Source organism: Mucilaginibacter terrenus, from assembly GCF_003432065.1.
GTDB lineage: Bacteria > Bacteroidota > Bacteroidia > Sphingobacteriales > Sphingobacteriaceae > Mucilaginibacter > Mucilaginibacter terrenus.
In genome coordinates, this window is record NZ_QWDE01000001.1 from 1,782,064 (window position 1) to 1,796,911 (window position 14,848).

Sequence of the window (14,848 nt, forward strand, 5' to 3'; positions counted from 1 at the left end):
CGGTTTGTAAAATTCTTGCGCTAATAAAGCGTAAATTGCCCGATATTGTTTCGCTAAAACAAAAAAGATATGTCCTTTAAGGATAGGCCCCTTCTCCTTATTGAAAACGATCATACTATTGACAGGCTATTGCTGTTAGGCTTGCTTATCGCAAGCCCGTCGCTGCATTACCTATGTTATTACAACTCTTATGACCCAATCTGGCTACGCGCAGTAAACAGCTGTTTAAGCGCCATTGCCTTTGCTGTTTCTTTTACCGGCTATAAGCAGGTATATAGATACTTAACTTATGCTACCATCCTGTCCTACCTTGCTATTAACAACTGCATATTACTGGGGGTAAACGGGTTTGAGCATGTGTATCTTTTTAGTTCCATAACTATTTTTATATCGCTTACCATTTTCTGTAAGAAACGATGGGAATTTATAACGCTCAGCACGCTTAACCTGGGGGCTGTTTTAACAGCATACTTTACCGCCCCAACGCTTTATATCTCTGGCAGCGTGCTGGTGGTGCTACTGTTGGTATTTACGGTTATCGCATACATTTCCTTCTTCGTAATGATAAATTATCAGATGCAGTTTAAGAAAGCTGTTAATGAAGTTGTGGAACTCAACAAATCGTTACTGCAAAATGACGAGAAACTCCGGCGCAGCCGTACTCAGCTACATGCTGTTATAAGCTCTGTTAACGACACGATTTTTGAGCTTGACGAGGATAGCATTTGTTTAAACGCCTGGTTTGGGGCCAACAGCCCGGCATACATCACGCGCGAACAATTTCTGAATAAGCCACTGTTCGAGCAGATGGGTGCCGAACAGGCAAAACCATTAATAGCTGTTTTCAATGCTGTTAAAGAAAACAGGATAGCACAATCGATTGATTTTCCGTCTGTATATGGCCAGGGAAAATGGTTCACGGGCAAGGCGTCTCCGGTGTTTGATGTAAACGGCGAATACCTCCACCGTATATCAGTGTCTGTTACGGACATTACTGCGCAAAAGCAGCGTGCCGACGCCCTGCTGGAAAGCGAAAGACTATTGCAGCAGGCACAAACCATTGCTAAGATGGGCAACTGGTGGTACGATAGTGCTACCAGGGAAAATCACTGGTCTGACAATCTGTTCAAAATTCTGGAGATTGAGGAAATTCCGGAGGGAATGACCAAGTTTGAATACTATCTCACACTCGTTCACCCCGACGATAAAGACCGGGTTAAGCATTGGCTGCAGAACATAAACGTTGGGACGGAGGATAACGTACAACACAAATTCTTGTCGCCTAACGGCAAGCTTAAATATTTAAAGGTTATAAGAGGTGACATACAACGTGGCGAAGATGGCTTGATGGAGCGAGTTGTAGGTATTATACAGGATGTAACTGAAGCCCGCCTGGCCGACAAAGCCGTTAAACTAAGTCAGAAGGAATTGCTGGAAGCACAGGCTATTGCTAAAATAGGCAACTGGAAATGGGATAGTACATCAAACATGCTCAGCTGGAGCGATGAAGTGAACTCCATTTATGAAGTGGAAATGAACACCATGCCTGCCTCACGCTTTGGCAAAATGCTGCTGAAGTATGTTCATCCTGATGATAAGTACATTATCAAATACCTTTTCCACAATCCGGAAACGGTAGGCACCTCTTACGAATACCGCATTATAACGCCAAAAGGCAACGTTAAGCACATCAGCGTTATCTCGGGCAAATTGCTCTATCGCGAGGATGGATCTGTTCGCAAGATCATTGGCACCTTACAGGATATTACCCAGCGTAAACAGGCCGAAATAAACCACAAGACTACCGAGAACAAGTACCGGCTGGTACTCGAGACCATTAAGCTGGCAGCCGTGTCGCTTGACGCCCAGGGCAACATCATCTCTTGTAATAAGTACCTGGCTAACCTGCTGGGTTATCACCAAAACGACATCCTGGGTATGAACTGGATGGAAAACTTTGTACCGGAAGGCTTGCGCGACTCGATGAAGGGGTGGTTTGCCAAAAACACGGTAAAAGCACACCATGTAAACCCGGTTATTTGCCGTAACGGCGAAACACGTACAATAAGTTGGCAAAACACCATCACCTACGATGAAGACGGAAACCTTACAGGTACCACCAGCATAGGCGAGGATATTACCCTTCAGCAAAAGGCACGGCAGGAGCTTATTATTGCAAAAGAGCAGGCAGAACGGTCCTCGCATTTCAAATCGGAGTTCCTGAGCATCATGAGCCATGAGATACGCACACCGATGAATGCTGTTATAGGCACCACCAACCTGTTGCTTTCTGAAAACCCACGCCCTGAACAGTTAGAGTACCTTAACACATTGAAGTTCTCCGGCGAAAACCTGCTGGCCATTATCAACGACATTCTCGACTATAACAAGATAGAGGCCGGCAAGCTGGTGCTTAACAAAGCGCCCTTTAACATTCATCACCTGGCGCAAAACATAAGGCAAACGTTTTATGCTAAAGCTGTAGAAAAGCACCTGGAAATTGAGCTGCTGGTGGACAGTAACATACCGGAATACATTATGGGCGACCAGGTACGGTTGGGCCAGATACTATTAAACCTGGTAAATAATGCCGTTAAGTTTACTAAAAAGGGCAAAGTAACTATAGCCCTTGAAAATGAGCAGGTGAATGATAAAGAGGTACTGATCAAATTTAAGGTGAGTGATACCGGCATTGGCATTGCCGCAGAAAATCTTACGGTTATATTTGATCCTTTTATACAGGAGCAGCAGGTAATTAATAACGAATACGGAGGCACCGGCCTTGGCCTGGCAATAACTAAACGCCTGGTAGAACTTTATAACAGCAGCATCCGTGTAATCAGCGACCTGGGTAAGGGCACGCAGTTCAGTTTCCAGATACTGTTTGAGGTTGCACCTGTTGCATCCCCGCAACCACTTATCGTGAAAGACCCTGCTTTGCCTGCAGATTTATCCGGGATGAACATATTGGTTGTTGACGATAATAAGATGAACATTATGATCGCGGCCAAGTTCCTTAAGAAATGGAAGGCCAACGTAGACGACGCGCTAAATGGCGCGTTAGCTGTAGAGCGCGTTAAGAACAAAAGCTATGACCTGGTGATAATGGACCTGCAGATGCCTGTAATGGACGGCTTTGAGGCGAGTTCCATCATCAAAGAATTATACCCTGCCCTGCCGATAATTGCGTTTACTGCTGATGCAATGCCCGAAACCAACGCCAAGGCATTAGAACACGGTATGTGCGACTTCCTGACCAAACCGTTCGTTCCCGACGTTTTGTTCCAGAAGGTATCCAGGCACTTTAACCTGGTGTAAGTACCGGAGGATTATTAATTGGTACGGATAGCCTCTACAGGATCTAACCGCGACGCAAACCATGCCGGAACGATACCGGAAATGATACCAATTGCTACCGAGATACTCAGGCCAAAGATGATGTTACCAATGTCCAGCACTACGGTAATATCAGCAATAGCCGTTACAGCAAATGTGCCCAGGTAAACCAGCAACAGGCCTATAAGCCCACCGAGCAGGCAAAGAACAACAGACTCAATCAGGAACTGTAGCAGGATAAAGTAATTTTTAGCGCCAAGGGATTTTTGTATACCAATAATGTTGGTACGCTCCTTTACCGACACGAACATGATGTTGGCTATGCCAAAACCACCTACCAGGATGGAGAATCCGCCGATAATAAGACCTGCAATATTCACGATCCCAAACAACTCGTCCAGTTGGTTAGATAGTATGGTTGATTTGTTTAACGAGAAATTATCCTCTGCCCCCGGGCGTATGCTGCGTATAGACCGCATCAATCCGCGTACCTCGCTTTCAACCTCAAGGTCGCTTAGTCCATCCTTACCCCTTACATCAATTTCGGGGTTATACTTTTCGTTTTGTATATCAATAATGTTCTTTGCGAAGTTAAGCGGAAGCAGTATGCGGCTATCGTTGGTAATGCCAAGCATATCTTTGCCTTCTTTGGTGAACACGCCTATAATGGTCACCTTGCGGCCCATAATCTTTATCTGCTTGCCTACACCGGTTCCGTCAGGGAAAAGGTTACTGGCAATATCTGCACCTATAATGCAAACCGGCGCCCCCGTGCGCGATTCTATATCGGTAAAATACCTTCCATCAGAAAAATCAAAGTTCCATGTTTTATCATGATCCTGAGATGCGGCATCAATCTGTGCACCGTCTACCGTGTTGCTTAGGTATTTAACCGTGCGGTTATCAATACCAATCTCGTAAGATATTGCTTTAGCGGTTTGGCTGCGCCGCTGTAGCTGCTCAAAATCGCGCAGTTTTGGTACCGGGCGCTGCATGTATTTCCACCAGGGAAAGTTATCCTCGCCTACCCATGGCCATTTTTGTATGTAAATGCTATTGCTGCCCAGTTTGTTAACACTCTTTTGCAGGTTGTTACGCAGCGTATCCACAGCCGAAAACACCGCTATAATGGTGAAAATACCTATGGTTACACCCAGCAGCGAGAGCAACGTACGCAGCTTATTTTGTATAAGTGCATCATAAGCAAACAGGAAACTTTCGCGAATAAGTTTTAAAATAATCATGGCGGTTGGTGCTGTTGTTTGCAGCCTGCTTTGGGTTAGACTGCGTGCACTAAATTAAGTTACAGTTGATGAAGGTTTTCTTCTTTTATAAATTACTTGTCCTGCTATCTTCTTAAAAGATTTTTCCTTATCTCAAAACGAAACGTTAAAAAATCGGTTAATTTAACAAAATATCCGTACATTTGCGCCCTGAAAATTCGTATATAAAACATGAAATTATCCCAATTTAAATTCAATTTACCCGAATCACTTATTGCGCATACGCCATCTGACACGCGTGATGAGTCGCGCCTGATGGTCTTACACCGCGATTCTGGTAAGATTGAGCATAAAATATTTAAGGATATACTGGACTACTTTGATGATAAGGACGTTATGATCCTGAACAACACAAAGGTATTTCCGGCCCGTATGTACGGCAATAAGGAAAAGACCGGTGCAACCATCGAGGTATTCCTGCTGCGCGAATTGAACAAAGAACTGCGCCTTTGGGACGTATTGGTTGATCCGGCACGTAAAATACGCGTAGGCAATAAACTATATTTTGGTGACGACGACTTGCTGATTGCTGAGGTTGTTGACAACACAACATCACGTGGCCGTACCATCCGTTTCCTTTTTGATGGTACCGACGAAGAGTTCCGCCGCAATGTGGAGATTCTGGGCGAAACACCGCTTCCAAAATACATTAAACGTAAAGCTACCGCCGAAGATAAAGAGCGTTATCAAACCATTTTCGCCAAGCACGAAGGCGCTGTTGCAGCACCTACTGCCGGGCTGCACTTTAGCCGCGAACTAATGAAACGCCTTGAACTTAAGGGCGTTGAATTTGCTGAGGTTACCCTGCACGTTGGTTTAGGTACCTTCCGCCCGGTTGAGGTAGAAGACCTTACCAAACACAAGATGGATTCTGAGCAGATCATCATCGAGCCAAAGCAAGCTGATATTGTTAACCGCGGTATTGAACGCAAAAGCCGTATATGTGCAGTGGGCACCACTTCTATGAGGACCATTGAATCTGCGGTATCTGCTAATAAGACACTAAAGTCTGTTAACGACTGGACCAGCAAGTTCATTTTCCCGCCGTACGAGTTCAGCATAGCTAATAGCATGGTAACCAACTTCCACACGCCTGAGTCGACCCTGTTGATGATGGTAAGCGCATTTGGCGGTTATGAGCATATCATGAACGCTTACGAAGTTGCGGTTAAAGAAAAGTACCGTTTTTACAGCTACGGTGATGCCATGCTGATCATCTAATTTTTCATCCTCCGGAACATTAATTGACCGAGATATAAAGCGGCTGACTTATAAAAGTCAGCCGCTTTTTTTTTGCACGTTTAGCACCTGTCTTTTTAACCTGTAATTTACCCTATTACCTGCAAATAAAATTGTATTTAGCTCTTCAAATTGCTGCGGTTTTTGAAGGTAGCTGCATACATTTTAAGCTTAAAACCTGCATTTCAGTGCTATTTTAAGGCTTTTTTCAACGTAAATTTTCTTGGCGTAAACAGTGTTCAAATTGCGTCTTCACAAAAAAAGCTGAACACTTTTGAACACTTTGGGCTATTTAAGCAGCAGGGCTAAAATCAAAAACGTTATTATCTTTGGTGCACAAAGTACCGGTTTAGGTACTGGTCAAAACATGTCTCAACCCATATCTAAAGCTTACGCGGTGATTGTAGCAGGCGGTTCCGGCACCCGCATGCAGTCGGCTTTGCCTAAACAGTTTATACCGCTGCATGGCCGGCCTATAATGATGTACACCATAGAGGCATTTGTAGCGAGCGGCTATTCACCGGAGATTATATTAGTGCTGCATGCAGACTACCATGGACTGTGGACAGAACTATGCAATGTGCACAACTTTGCTGTAAAACACACATTAATTGCAGGTGGCGAAACCCGCTTCCACTCTGTAAAGAATGCAATTGACCAGATTACCGATAAAAATGTGCTAATTGCTGTACACGATGCGGTAAGGCCACTGGTAAGTAAAACAGCTATAGACAAAGCATATTTGTGCGCAGAAACTTACGGGACCGCCGTAGTTGCGGTGAAAAGCAGGGACTCGGTGAGGCATGCAAGCGGCACAACATCAGCAAGCATTGACCGTGAGAGCATCTACCTGGTACAAACTCCGCAAACCTTTAAATCAGATTTATTAAGAGCGGCATACACACAGCCTTACAATACCCGATTCACTGATGATGCATCTGTTGTAGAATGCTCAGGAGCTGAAATAAAGCTTGTAGCGGGCAGTTACACCAATTTTAAAATCACTTTCCCTGAGGACATTACCATCGCAGAGGCGCTTATAAACAAAAAACCACCGGCGTAGTTCCGATGGCTAATTCTTAAAATATTGTTACTGATCAGGCTCTTCTGATAACGCCTAAAATCAAGGCGATAATAGCTATCACCAATAAAATGTGGATCAGGTTGCCTGCATGGTTAAAGAAAAAACCAAAAATCCATCCGATAACCAGGATAACTGCGATTATGTACAATAAGCCTCTCATAGTGTTGTGTGTTTTAAGTAAAAGTTTCAGTTAATTATAATGCACCAATACCAAAATCATTCCAAAAACAGATAAAAAAGAAGGCTGCAGATATCTGCAGCCTTCTTTTATGTTGTAACCTGGCAATGTTGTACCAGGTGAATTATCAAGCCCTTCTGATCACCCCTAAGATTAATGCTATAATAGCAATTACCAGTAAAATGTGGATTAAGCTGCCAGCGTTGCCGTAGAAGAATCCAAATGCCCATCCAATAATCAGGATGACCGCGATGATGTACAATAAGCCTCTCATAGTGTTGTGTGTTTTAAGTTGTGTTAATTATAACTAAATGTATGTTCGGCTATAACCAAAATCATTCCAAAACAACTTAAAACAACAAAGCCCCGGTGGTTACCAGGGCTTTAATATCTAAAGAGGATATTTAATATTCGTCTTCGTTGAAAAAGAAGTCGTCCTTTGTAGGGTAATCAGGCCATATCTCTTCTATATTCTCATATGGTTCACCATCATCTTCCAGGGCCTGCAGGTTTTCAATAACCTCAACCGGCGCGCCGGAACGGATAGCGTAATCTATTAATTCGTCTTTGGTTGCCGGCCATGGTGCATCTTCCAGGTGTGATGCTAGTTCAAGTGTCCAATACATGTTTTTATTTTAATTGGTAAAATTTCCTTTTTCGCAAAAGTATAATATTTTTAAATTGAATTTTACTATTTTTTTGTAATTTTTTCACACCCGGGGTAGCCACTGATTTTCAGCTATTTGAGCATCAGCCCCTACCTTTCGGGCAAGCGTAAAAAGATAGTCACTTAACCTGTTCAGGTACTTTATAACCTTCTCATCCACTTTGCTTTCTTCCGCCAGGTGAACTGTAATCCGCTCTGCCCGGCGGCACACACAACGGGCAAGGTGGCAGTAAGATACAACGTTGCTTCCGCCGGGTAAAATAAAGTGCTTAAGTTCGGGAAGGTTTTCGTTCATGGAATCCATTTCATGTTCAAGCAAGTCGACATCCGTATCGTAAAGATCAGGAATAACCATCTTGGAACGTTCCGGATCTGACGCGAGGGAAGCTCCTATTGTAAATAGCCTATCTTGTATTTGCTTTAACACATCCTGATGATGCCCTGCAATGGACTGATCTCGAATTAGGCCTATCCAACTGTTCAACTCGTCAACTGTCCCGTAGCTTTCAATACGAAGGTGGTGTTTAGCAACCCTGGTGCCCCCTATCAGAGATGTTTGGCCACTATCGCCGGTTTTTGTATATATCTTCATCTGGTTACTAATTTCATTATTTATTTTGTTTGAACGAATTATTTGGGTGGTTATATCGTTTCTTACATGAACGCATATCATCAATACCAACTTTTTTGCTTTATTCGTGTTGGATATTTGATATATAACTAACAGAAAATGATATCTGCAGCAAGATTTACCATAGTTTGCCTATTAGCTATTCCCCTTTTTAGCTTTAAGTGCAGTAATTATAATAAAGGTGCTCACGGTGTTAACGCAGCCTCCCCTAAGAAAGTCGCATCTTTCAATAAGTTTTTGTCGGAGCAGCAGTTTAATGCTCTCTTTCCTCAACGAAACAAGTTTTACACCTATCAGGCTTTTATAAAGGCAGTAGACGATCTGGCCAACATAAAGGTTAAAGTTACCCGCCGCGCGGTGTCGGTCTATCAATTTATCCGCACAGATAAACGTACTGGTAAAGATTCTGTTGTAAGGCAGGACGGCGACTGGAACGAAGAATGGGCTAAAGAAAAGCCTGACAGTACTTACACAATAGATTACGGCGGGTTTTGCACAGCAGGAGACGTTATGGCTAACAAACGTGAACTCGCAGCTTTTTTTGCCCAAATCGCGCACGAGACACGCCACGGAATGAATGGAACTTATACCGACGGGCTGATGCAGTTACACGAGGACAATACCAACCTGCAATATGTAAGCGACAGCGATGAATACCCGCCTGTTAGGGGTCAGAAATACTATGGCCGTGGACCGATGCAGATAAGCTACAATGGTAACTACGGCTATGCTTCAGACTGTATCTTTGGAAATAAAAAGATATTGCTGGACAATCCCGGGTTGGTAGAAACAGACCCTGTTGTAGCTTTTAAAACGGCTATATACTTTTGGATGACACCCGAAACACACAAGCCCTCGGCACATGATGTAATGACCGGCAGATGGCAGCCAAACGCCAAAGACAAAGCTGCTGGTCGCAAGCCAGGCTTCGGTATGACGATAGTTATTGTGAACGGCGCTTTGGAATGCAATAAGGGCGAAGATAACTTCAGCATGAATGATCGGATCGGTTTTTACCAGTTCTTTCTGAAAAAGCTTGGCGCTAACGATCCCAACTGTGTATGCAGTTGCGCTACGATGGCCCCTTACCAATACTAGTTATCATGTTAAACCGGCTAAGTGTCACAATGCTGCTAATTGGTTTTTGCCTTACCGGTGCCGCCAATACAATGGCTGATACTACAGACTATTGGCAAGTTTATGTAAACAAGAAAGTGGTTGCCAGGTATGATGAAGGCCTGTTGGCTCCAGCCCCGCTTACACTTGCAAAGAAAAACATCACTGCTATTGACACACTTAAAGTACGTTATGTAGCTGATGCCCCATGCCATGACTGCTTGGTGAGCATGTACGTTGAGGATGAGCATGGGTTAAGAGCAACGTTATCGGTAATGCAAGGTTTACCTGCTGTGTTTAAAGCTAGCTTTAGGCCTTTACTAAGTTTCCAACGTTTAAATTTTAGTAAGCAGTTGTACATTTGGTATAACGACGGAAAGCGTAAACGCCTTCTGTTTGAATTAAAGCTCAAATGAACCATCCAAATTTAAGTTTACTACGATTTTGTGTTCTGCTGTTATTGTGCAGCTTGGCTCTACCAGCCTTTTCACAGCCTTCGCAAACCCTGCTTTCTGCTCGGCTCGGCTTTATTGGTGACACTACAGATGCGGTTACCCCTACCCATGGAGGTATAGTAATGATGGGCGGCGGAAAAGATGTGGACGAAGCATTTAAATGGATGATAGCACGAAGCGGCGGCGGCGATGTAGTTGTGCTGCGTGCATCAGGCACAAGTGCATACAACCCCTACTTATACGAACTTGGTGAAGTAAATTCTGTACAAACCCTTAACATCAACTCCAGAGATATTGCTAACAACGACACCATAGCCACTGTCATCCGCAACGCGGAGATGCTTTTTATAGCTGGTGGCGACCAAAGTAACTACATGAAGTACTGGCGTGGTACTAAAACCATGGATGCAATTAATTACCTGCTTAATACCAAACGTGTCCCGGTAGGGGGTACGAGCGCTGGCTGCGCCATACTTGGTGGTATTTACTATAGCGGAGAGCTTGCAAGCCTCACTTCGGATTCTGCCCTAGCTAATCCTTACAACAGGTTGTTAACGTTATACAAGCATGACTTCTTAACAGCACCTTATCTGCAAGATGTTATTACAGATCAGCATTATCTTACACGCAGCAGACAAGGCAGGCATGTAGCATTTTTAAGCCGCATACTACAAGACTGGCATATTGCAGCCAAGGGGATTGCAGCAGATGAACGTACAGCCGTTTGTATAGACGAAAACGGGCAAGCCATTGTAGTTGGCAGCAGTAAAGCTTACTTTCTTATAACAGACCTTTCAAACCCAGCCGAAGTTTGTAAGCCAAATACCGCGCTGGTGTGGAACAGAGAACATCGCGCTATAAAGGTGTACCAAATACAGGCTACGCCTGAAGGTTCCGGCAGTTTTGATGTAAACAGCTTTGATGAGAGCAAAGCAAAGGGTGGTACCTGGCAGTGGTGGTGGGTTGAAGGCGGTAAGCTAATAACTACAAACCTGGAGTAAATCAATTCAGCCCTATATTAGTGATGCTTAACATTGCTGAGATTAAAGGAGCCTGGCAAAATTAGAATCGAATAAAAAACGCATTGCTTGTTACAAATAGGCTTTCGTGCGGTCTTAATGTCTGAATCACAAACATACGGCAATAGGCAATTCATTTATGAGCAGCTTTTTATTTGACACCACCGGGCTTTCTGAAGACACTGTTACAAACTTCCAAAATACTTACGAGGAACTATGCGCTGCTTTTAATATGCATCTAACAGGGCATATCAACTTTCATCTGGAAGATTTTGAGGCATTTAACCAATACCATTCTTACAATGTATTAGGTTCGTACGTCATTAAAAACGGCAAGAGCGACTGCTACATCCTGTTTATTGATACGCACACCAAAAAGGCGCATCAAAACCATATAACTGACCACTATGAGTACCAGACCTGGGCACTGGCTTATCTTAAACATGATTTTGGCCGAGTGAAGATCCGCCCTGAGACCTTAGTAGATAAAATTGGCGAACTTATTCATCCTCTCGAGCTCGACTTTAAGGAAGACAAAGTATTTAGCGATACCTTTTATGTACTGGTTAATGACCGTGAGAAGGCCATCAGTTGTATGGACAGGCACTTCCGCAATGCAGTGATGGATATACGTGATGATGATTTTGTGATAGAGATAGTAAACCACACGCTTGTAATCGGCAACAAAAAACCAATAACTCCCGACAGGGCCATTTACATGGCCGAGTTCGTAAGCAAGTTATCCTCGCTCTGTTAAGTGTTCGTGATATTATTCCGCTAAAAATAGTGGAACGCAGACACCTCGTCAACGACGAAACAATGACTGTTCTGGTACGTCCGTTAAAAAAATAAATATTATTTATCGAGATTAATCCCTACAGCTTCGCTGTGTTCGCGTACAGTCTGGATGTTGGTGTTCACATAATCATTCTCTACCAACCCATCACGCATACGCACGATTCGGTGAGCGTGCAAAGCAATATCTTCCTCGTGTGTTACCAGGATAATGGTGTTCCCTTTTGCGTGGATATCTTCCAAAAGGCCCATGATCTCGATAGAGGTTTTGGTGTCCAGGTTGCCTGTTGGTTCGTCGGCAAGGATGATTGATGGATCATTGATAAGCGCGCGGGCAACAGCCACACGCTGCCGCTGACCTCCCGAAAGCTCATTAGGGCGGTGATCTGTTCGGTGCCCTAATCCCACATTCTCCAAAGCAGCTTTTGCTCGCTGATTTCGCTTTTCTTTGCTTATCCCGGCATATACCAGTGGCAATGCAACATTATCTAAAGCGCTGTTACGGGGTAAAAGATTAAAGGTTTGGAACACGAAACCGATCTCGGTATTTCGAACCTCTGCAAGTTCATTATCTGTCATGTGGCTTACGTTGATACCGTTAAGGATGTATTCGCCCTTAGTTGGCGTATCTAAACATCCAAGGATGTTCATTAGGGTAGATTTACCAGAACCTGATGGGCCCATTAAAGCAACAAATTCGCCCTTGTTAATCGTAAGTGATACAGATTTTATCGCATGTATCACCTCAGTGCCAATTACGTACTTACGGCCAACATCGTTTATGGTAATAAGCGGGGCTTCCTTTGTTTTAGCTAATGGTATCATCCGTTTTTCTTGCTTTGACAGTAAGGTAGTAAGAAATGTTACAAGCTTTTTAAAAGATTAGAGAGGCACTGTCTAAATCAAGGGATGCAATTAAGGGATCAAGAAAAAAATCAACTCTCAAAACTTATTTCGATTCTTGATTCTTAACCCCTGACTCTTAGTCCACTTATTTAATAACTTTAGCTACCAGGAAATGGCTGCCATCGTGGTCGGGAGCATTCGATAGTGCTTCGGCTGTCGTAATTTCCTGCTTTATTACGTCTTCCCGTAGAGTGTTGGGTTCATCGGTCATGTAAATCAGGGGTTCCACACCGGTGGTGTCCACCTCGTTCAACTTGTCCATAAAGCCTAATATTTTATTCATATCGGCAATCATGTCCTGCTTCTCCTGTGCCCCAAGTTCAAGGCGGGCCAGGTGAGCTATCTTATCAACCGTTTGTTCGTCTATGGTCATGCTCGTTTAGTTTATTGCTGATCAACCCGTAAACAGTATCGCGCAGGTTATCAGCATCATCAATAGTAAGGTGCGCCGTCTCAATCGGCTTATGTACAAATATATGGCAAACTCCCGGCCGCGAACCAAATTTTAAACCATCGTCCCATAAAACCTCCCATGTATCCAGCGAAGTTACTGGTATAATTGGGATTTTAAGTTCAATTGCCATACGGAACGGCCCGTTCTTAAATTCGTGCAGGCTTGGCGGGAAATTGTCGGGTATGGTTGCTTCGGGAAAAATGATGGCCGTCATCCCTTTTTCCAGTCGTTCCATCACCTGCTTAAATGCACGGAATGAAGCCATTTTACTTTCGCGGTTAACAGGGATATCAACGGTTCGAAAGAACAAGCCGGTTACCAAACCATTCACCAACTCTTCTTTGCCCATAAAACAGCAGTTATTCTTTACCAACAGGCTCATTGCTGTAATATCCAGATTTGAAGTGTGATTGGGACAAATAATGTAAGTGCGACTCCAGTCAATTGGTTGCTCTACGTCAAAGGCGTATAATATCCCTACAACGGCGGAGCTTAGGAAACCCCAAATCCGGCGTATTACATTCATGTGTTTGTAACGCTCCGGCTTTCGAGAAAAGTAATAGAGCAAAGGCCATAATAAGAAGAAAAAAAACGCCACACTTCCACGGTATAGGTAGGTGTGTGCTTTCTTCATTATCATTTTCATCCGCGTCAAAAATATAAAAAATACTTACTTTCGCCCCTTATATGGAAACTGTTGTTAGCGGCATAAGATCTACCGGGAACCTGCATTTAGGAAACTATTACGGAGCTATTCAGAACTTCGTAAAAATGCAGGACGAATATAAATGCTATTTTTTTATCGCCGATTTGCACTCGCTAACTACTCACCCTACACCCGCAAACCTGCATGGCGCTGTAAAACAAGTGTTGGTAGAATATCTTGCCGCAGGTATAGATCCTGAGAAAGCTACCATATACGTACAAAGTGACGTCCCTGAAATTGCAGAACTTTACCTGTACCTTAACATGAATGCCTACTTGGGCGAACTGGAACGCAGCACATCTTTTAAAGATAAAGTGCGTGCCAACCCGGACAACGTAAATGCAGGGCTACTCACCTACCCTGTACTAATGGCGGCAGACATTATCATTCACAAAGCAACTAAGGTTCCTGTAGGTAAAGATCAGGAGCAGCACCTGGAGATGGCCCGCACTTTCGGTAACCGTTTTAACAGGTTATACAATAAAGAATATTTTCCTGAGCCTTACGCATTCACCTTCAGCGAGAACCTAGTGAAAATACCCGGACTTGATGGAAAAGGTAAAATGGGTAAAAGCGAGGGCGAAGGTAATGCTATATTCCTGGCGGACACGCCCGAGGCCATCCGAAAAAAAGTGATGCGCGCGGTTACCGACAGTGGCCCTACCGAAGAGAACCAGGCTAAACCGCAGGAGATTCAAAACCTGTTCGACCTGATGAAGGTAGTGTCGGCTCCGGATACCTATACGCACTTCGACAGCCTGTATAACAACATGTCCATCCGCTATGGCGACTTGAAAAAGCAGCTTGCTGAAGACATGATCATAGCCACTGCGCCTATCCGCGAGAAGATAAACGACATAGCTAATGATGCACCTTACCTGCGCCAGGTTGCCCGTTATGGTGCAGCAAAGGCGCGTGAAAGCGCTCAAAAGACCATCCGCGAGGTAAGAGAGATCATCGGGTTCAGGAACTTTTAATA

At 43.9% G+C, this 14,848-nt stretch carries 16 protein-coding genes; 8 read left to right on the top strand and 8 right to left on the bottom strand.

Going from position 1 to position 14,848, the window contains the following annotated elements; all coding sequences use genetic code 11:
- Positions 1-69 precede the first annotated feature (69 nt).
- Entirely contained in the window at positions 70-3,318 is a 3,249-nt protein-coding gene (locus DYU05_RS07880; protein ID WP_117382405.1) for a PAS domain S-box protein, read from the top strand.
- Positions 3,319-3,332: 14 nt separating this feature from the next.
- Here DYU05_RS07880 and DYU05_RS07885 read toward each other — a convergent pair whose 3' ends face one another.
- Positions 3,333-4,580 (bottom strand): ABC transporter permease, encoded by a 1,248-nt coding sequence (locus tag DYU05_RS07885; RefSeq protein WP_117382406.1) that lies wholly within the window; start codon positions 4,578-4,580, stop codon positions 3,333-3,335.
- Between the two features lie 210 nt (positions 4,581-4,790).
- Here DYU05_RS07885 and queA point away from each other — a divergent pair, with 210 nt between their 5' ends.
- Complete coding sequence (queA, locus tag DYU05_RS07890) at positions 4,791-5,840, top strand: tRNA preQ1(34) S-adenosylmethionine ribosyltransferase-isomerase QueA (protein WP_117382407.1); 1,050 nt, start codon at positions 4,791-4,793, stop codon at positions 5,838-5,840.
- A gap of 385 nt (positions 5,841-6,225) precedes the next feature.
- Entirely contained in the window at positions 6,226-6,921 is a 696-nt protein-coding gene (locus DYU05_RS07895) for a 2-C-methyl-D-erythritol 4-phosphate cytidylyltransferase (RefSeq protein WP_117382989.1), read from the top strand.
- A gap of 34 nt (positions 6,922-6,955) precedes the next feature.
- On the opposite strand, the gene DYU05_RS07900 is transcribed toward DYU05_RS07895, so the two are convergent.
- The 4 genes from DYU05_RS07900 to DYU05_RS07915 form a co-directional block, all read right to left on the bottom strand.
- The gene (locus tag DYU05_RS07900) at positions 6,956-7,102 is read right to left on the bottom strand and encodes a lmo0937 family membrane protein (protein ID WP_117382408.1); all 147 of its coding nucleotides are present in this window, start codon (positions 7,100-7,102) and stop codon (positions 6,956-6,958) included.
- 145 nt (positions 7,103-7,247) lie between these two features.
- A complete protein-coding gene (locus DYU05_RS07905; RefSeq protein WP_117382409.1) occupies positions 7,248-7,394 on the bottom strand; it encodes a lmo0937 family membrane protein in 147 nt (48 codons plus the stop codon).
- A 130-nt stretch (positions 7,395-7,524) separates the two neighbouring features.
- Complete coding sequence (locus DYU05_RS07910) at positions 7,525-7,746, bottom strand: DUF2795 domain-containing protein (protein ID WP_002996718.1); 222 nt, start codon at positions 7,744-7,746, stop codon at positions 7,525-7,527.
- An 84-nt stretch (positions 7,747-7,830) separates the two neighbouring features.
- Complete coding sequence (locus DYU05_RS07915; RefSeq protein WP_117382410.1) at positions 7,831-8,379, bottom strand: cob(I)yrinic acid a,c-diamide adenosyltransferase; 549 nt, start codon at positions 8,377-8,379, stop codon at positions 7,831-7,833.
- 138 nt (positions 8,380-8,517) lie between these two features.
- Between DYU05_RS07915 and DYU05_RS07920 the strand changes: the two genes are divergently transcribed.
- The 4 genes from DYU05_RS07920 to DYU05_RS07935 all read left to right on the top strand — a co-directional run bounded on the left by DYU05_RS07920 (position 8,518) and on the right by DYU05_RS07935 (position 11,765).
- Positions 8,518-9,516: a chitinase gene (locus tag DYU05_RS07920; protein ID WP_117382411.1), complete on the top strand. Its 999-nt coding sequence runs from the start codon at positions 8,518-8,520 to the stop codon at positions 9,514-9,516.
- Between the two features lie 5 nt (positions 9,517-9,521).
- Complete coding sequence (locus DYU05_RS07925; protein WP_133300195.1) at positions 9,522-9,950, top strand: hypothetical protein; 429 nt, start codon at positions 9,522-9,524, stop codon at positions 9,948-9,950.
- 53 nt (positions 9,951-10,003) lie between these two features.
- The gene (locus DYU05_RS07930) at positions 10,004-10,990 is read left to right on the top strand and encodes a cyanophycinase (RefSeq protein ID WP_165852022.1); all 987 of its coding nucleotides are present in this window, start codon (positions 10,004-10,006) and stop codon (positions 10,988-10,990) included.
- Between the two features lie 157 nt (positions 10,991-11,147).
- Entirely contained in the window at positions 11,148-11,765 is a 618-nt protein-coding gene (locus DYU05_RS07935; RefSeq protein ID WP_117382414.1) for a hypothetical protein, read from the top strand.
- A gap of 98 nt (positions 11,766-11,863) precedes the next feature.
- On the opposite strand, the gene DYU05_RS07940 is transcribed toward DYU05_RS07935, so the two are convergent.
- From DYU05_RS07940 to DYU05_RS07950, 3 genes are all read right to left on the bottom strand, one after another.
- The gene (locus DYU05_RS07940) at positions 11,864-12,628 is read right to left on the bottom strand and encodes an ABC transporter ATP-binding protein (protein WP_117382415.1); all 765 of its coding nucleotides are present in this window, start codon (positions 12,626-12,628) and stop codon (positions 11,864-11,866) included.
- 166 nt (positions 12,629-12,794) lie between these two features.
- A complete protein-coding gene (gene gatC, locus DYU05_RS07945; RefSeq protein ID WP_117382416.1) occupies positions 12,795-13,082 on the bottom strand; it encodes an Asp-tRNA(Asn)/Glu-tRNA(Gln) amidotransferase subunit GatC in 288 nt (95 codons plus the stop codon).
- Positions 13,057-13,797, bottom strand: a complete 741-nt coding sequence (locus DYU05_RS07950; RefSeq protein WP_317127851.1) for a lysophospholipid acyltransferase family protein — start codon at positions 13,795-13,797, stop codon at positions 13,057-13,059. The genes gatC and DYU05_RS07950 overlap by 26 nt, the downstream gene beginning before the upstream one ends.
- Before the next feature lie 53 nt (positions 13,798-13,850).
- Between DYU05_RS07950 and trpS the strand changes: the two genes are divergently transcribed.
- The gene (gene trpS, locus DYU05_RS07955) at positions 13,851-14,846 is read left to right on the top strand and encodes a tryptophan--tRNA ligase (protein ID WP_117382418.1); all 996 of its coding nucleotides are present in this window, start codon (positions 13,851-13,853) and stop codon (positions 14,844-14,846) included.
- Positions 14,847-14,848: the final 2 nt, after the last annotated feature.

Bases quoted from the DNA above. Each gene is read 5' to 3' on its own strand.
- DYU05_RS07915 (WP_117382410.1), bottom strand. From the start codon at position 8,379: ATGAAGATATATACAAAAACCGGCGATAGTGGCCAAACATCTCTGATA.
- DYU05_RS07900 (WP_117382408.1), bottom strand. From the start codon at position 7,102: ATGAGAGGCTTATTGTACATAATCGCAGTTATCCTGGTTATCGGATGG.
- queA (WP_117382407.1), top strand. From the start codon at position 4,791: ATGAAATTATCCCAATTTAAATTCAATTTACCCGAATCACTTATTGCG.
- DYU05_RS07910 (WP_002996718.1), bottom strand. From the start codon at position 7,746: ATGTATTGGACACTTGAACTAGCATCACACCTGGAAGATGCACCATGG.
- DYU05_RS07885 (WP_117382406.1), bottom strand. From the start codon at position 4,580: ATGATTATTTTAAAACTTATTCGCGAAAGTTTCCTGTTTGCTTATGAT.
- DYU05_RS07935 (WP_117382414.1), top strand. From the start codon at position 11,148: ATGAGCAGCTTTTTATTTGACACCACCGGGCTTTCTGAAGACACTGTT.
- DYU05_RS07940 (WP_117382415.1), bottom strand. From the start codon at position 12,628: ATGATACCATTAGCTAAAACAAAGGAAGCCCCGCTTATTACCATAAAC.
- DYU05_RS07950 (WP_317127851.1), bottom strand. From the start codon at position 13,797: ATGAAGAAAGCACACACCTACCTATACCGTGGAAGTGTGGCGTTTTTT.
- trpS (WP_117382418.1), top strand. From the start codon at position 13,851: ATGGAAACTGTTGTTAGCGGCATAAGATCTACCGGGAACCTGCATTTA.
- DYU05_RS07880 (WP_117382405.1), top strand. From the start codon at position 70: ATGTCCTTTAAGGATAGGCCCCTTCTCCTTATTGAAAACGATCATACT.
- gatC (WP_117382416.1), bottom strand. From the start codon at position 13,082: ATGACCATAGACGAACAAACGGTTGATAAGATAGCTCACCTGGCCCGC.
- DYU05_RS07920 (WP_117382411.1), top strand. From the start codon at position 8,518: ATGATATCTGCAGCAAGATTTACCATAGTTTGCCTATTAGCTATTCCC.
- DYU05_RS07925 (WP_133300195.1), top strand. From the start codon at position 9,522: ATGTTAAACCGGCTAAGTGTCACAATGCTGCTAATTGGTTTTTGCCTT.
- DYU05_RS07905 (WP_117382409.1), bottom strand. From the start codon at position 7,394: ATGAGAGGCTTATTGTACATCATCGCGGTCATCCTGATTATTGGATGG.
- DYU05_RS07895 (WP_117382989.1), top strand. From the start codon at position 6,226: ATGTCTCAACCCATATCTAAAGCTTACGCGGTGATTGTAGCAGGCGGT.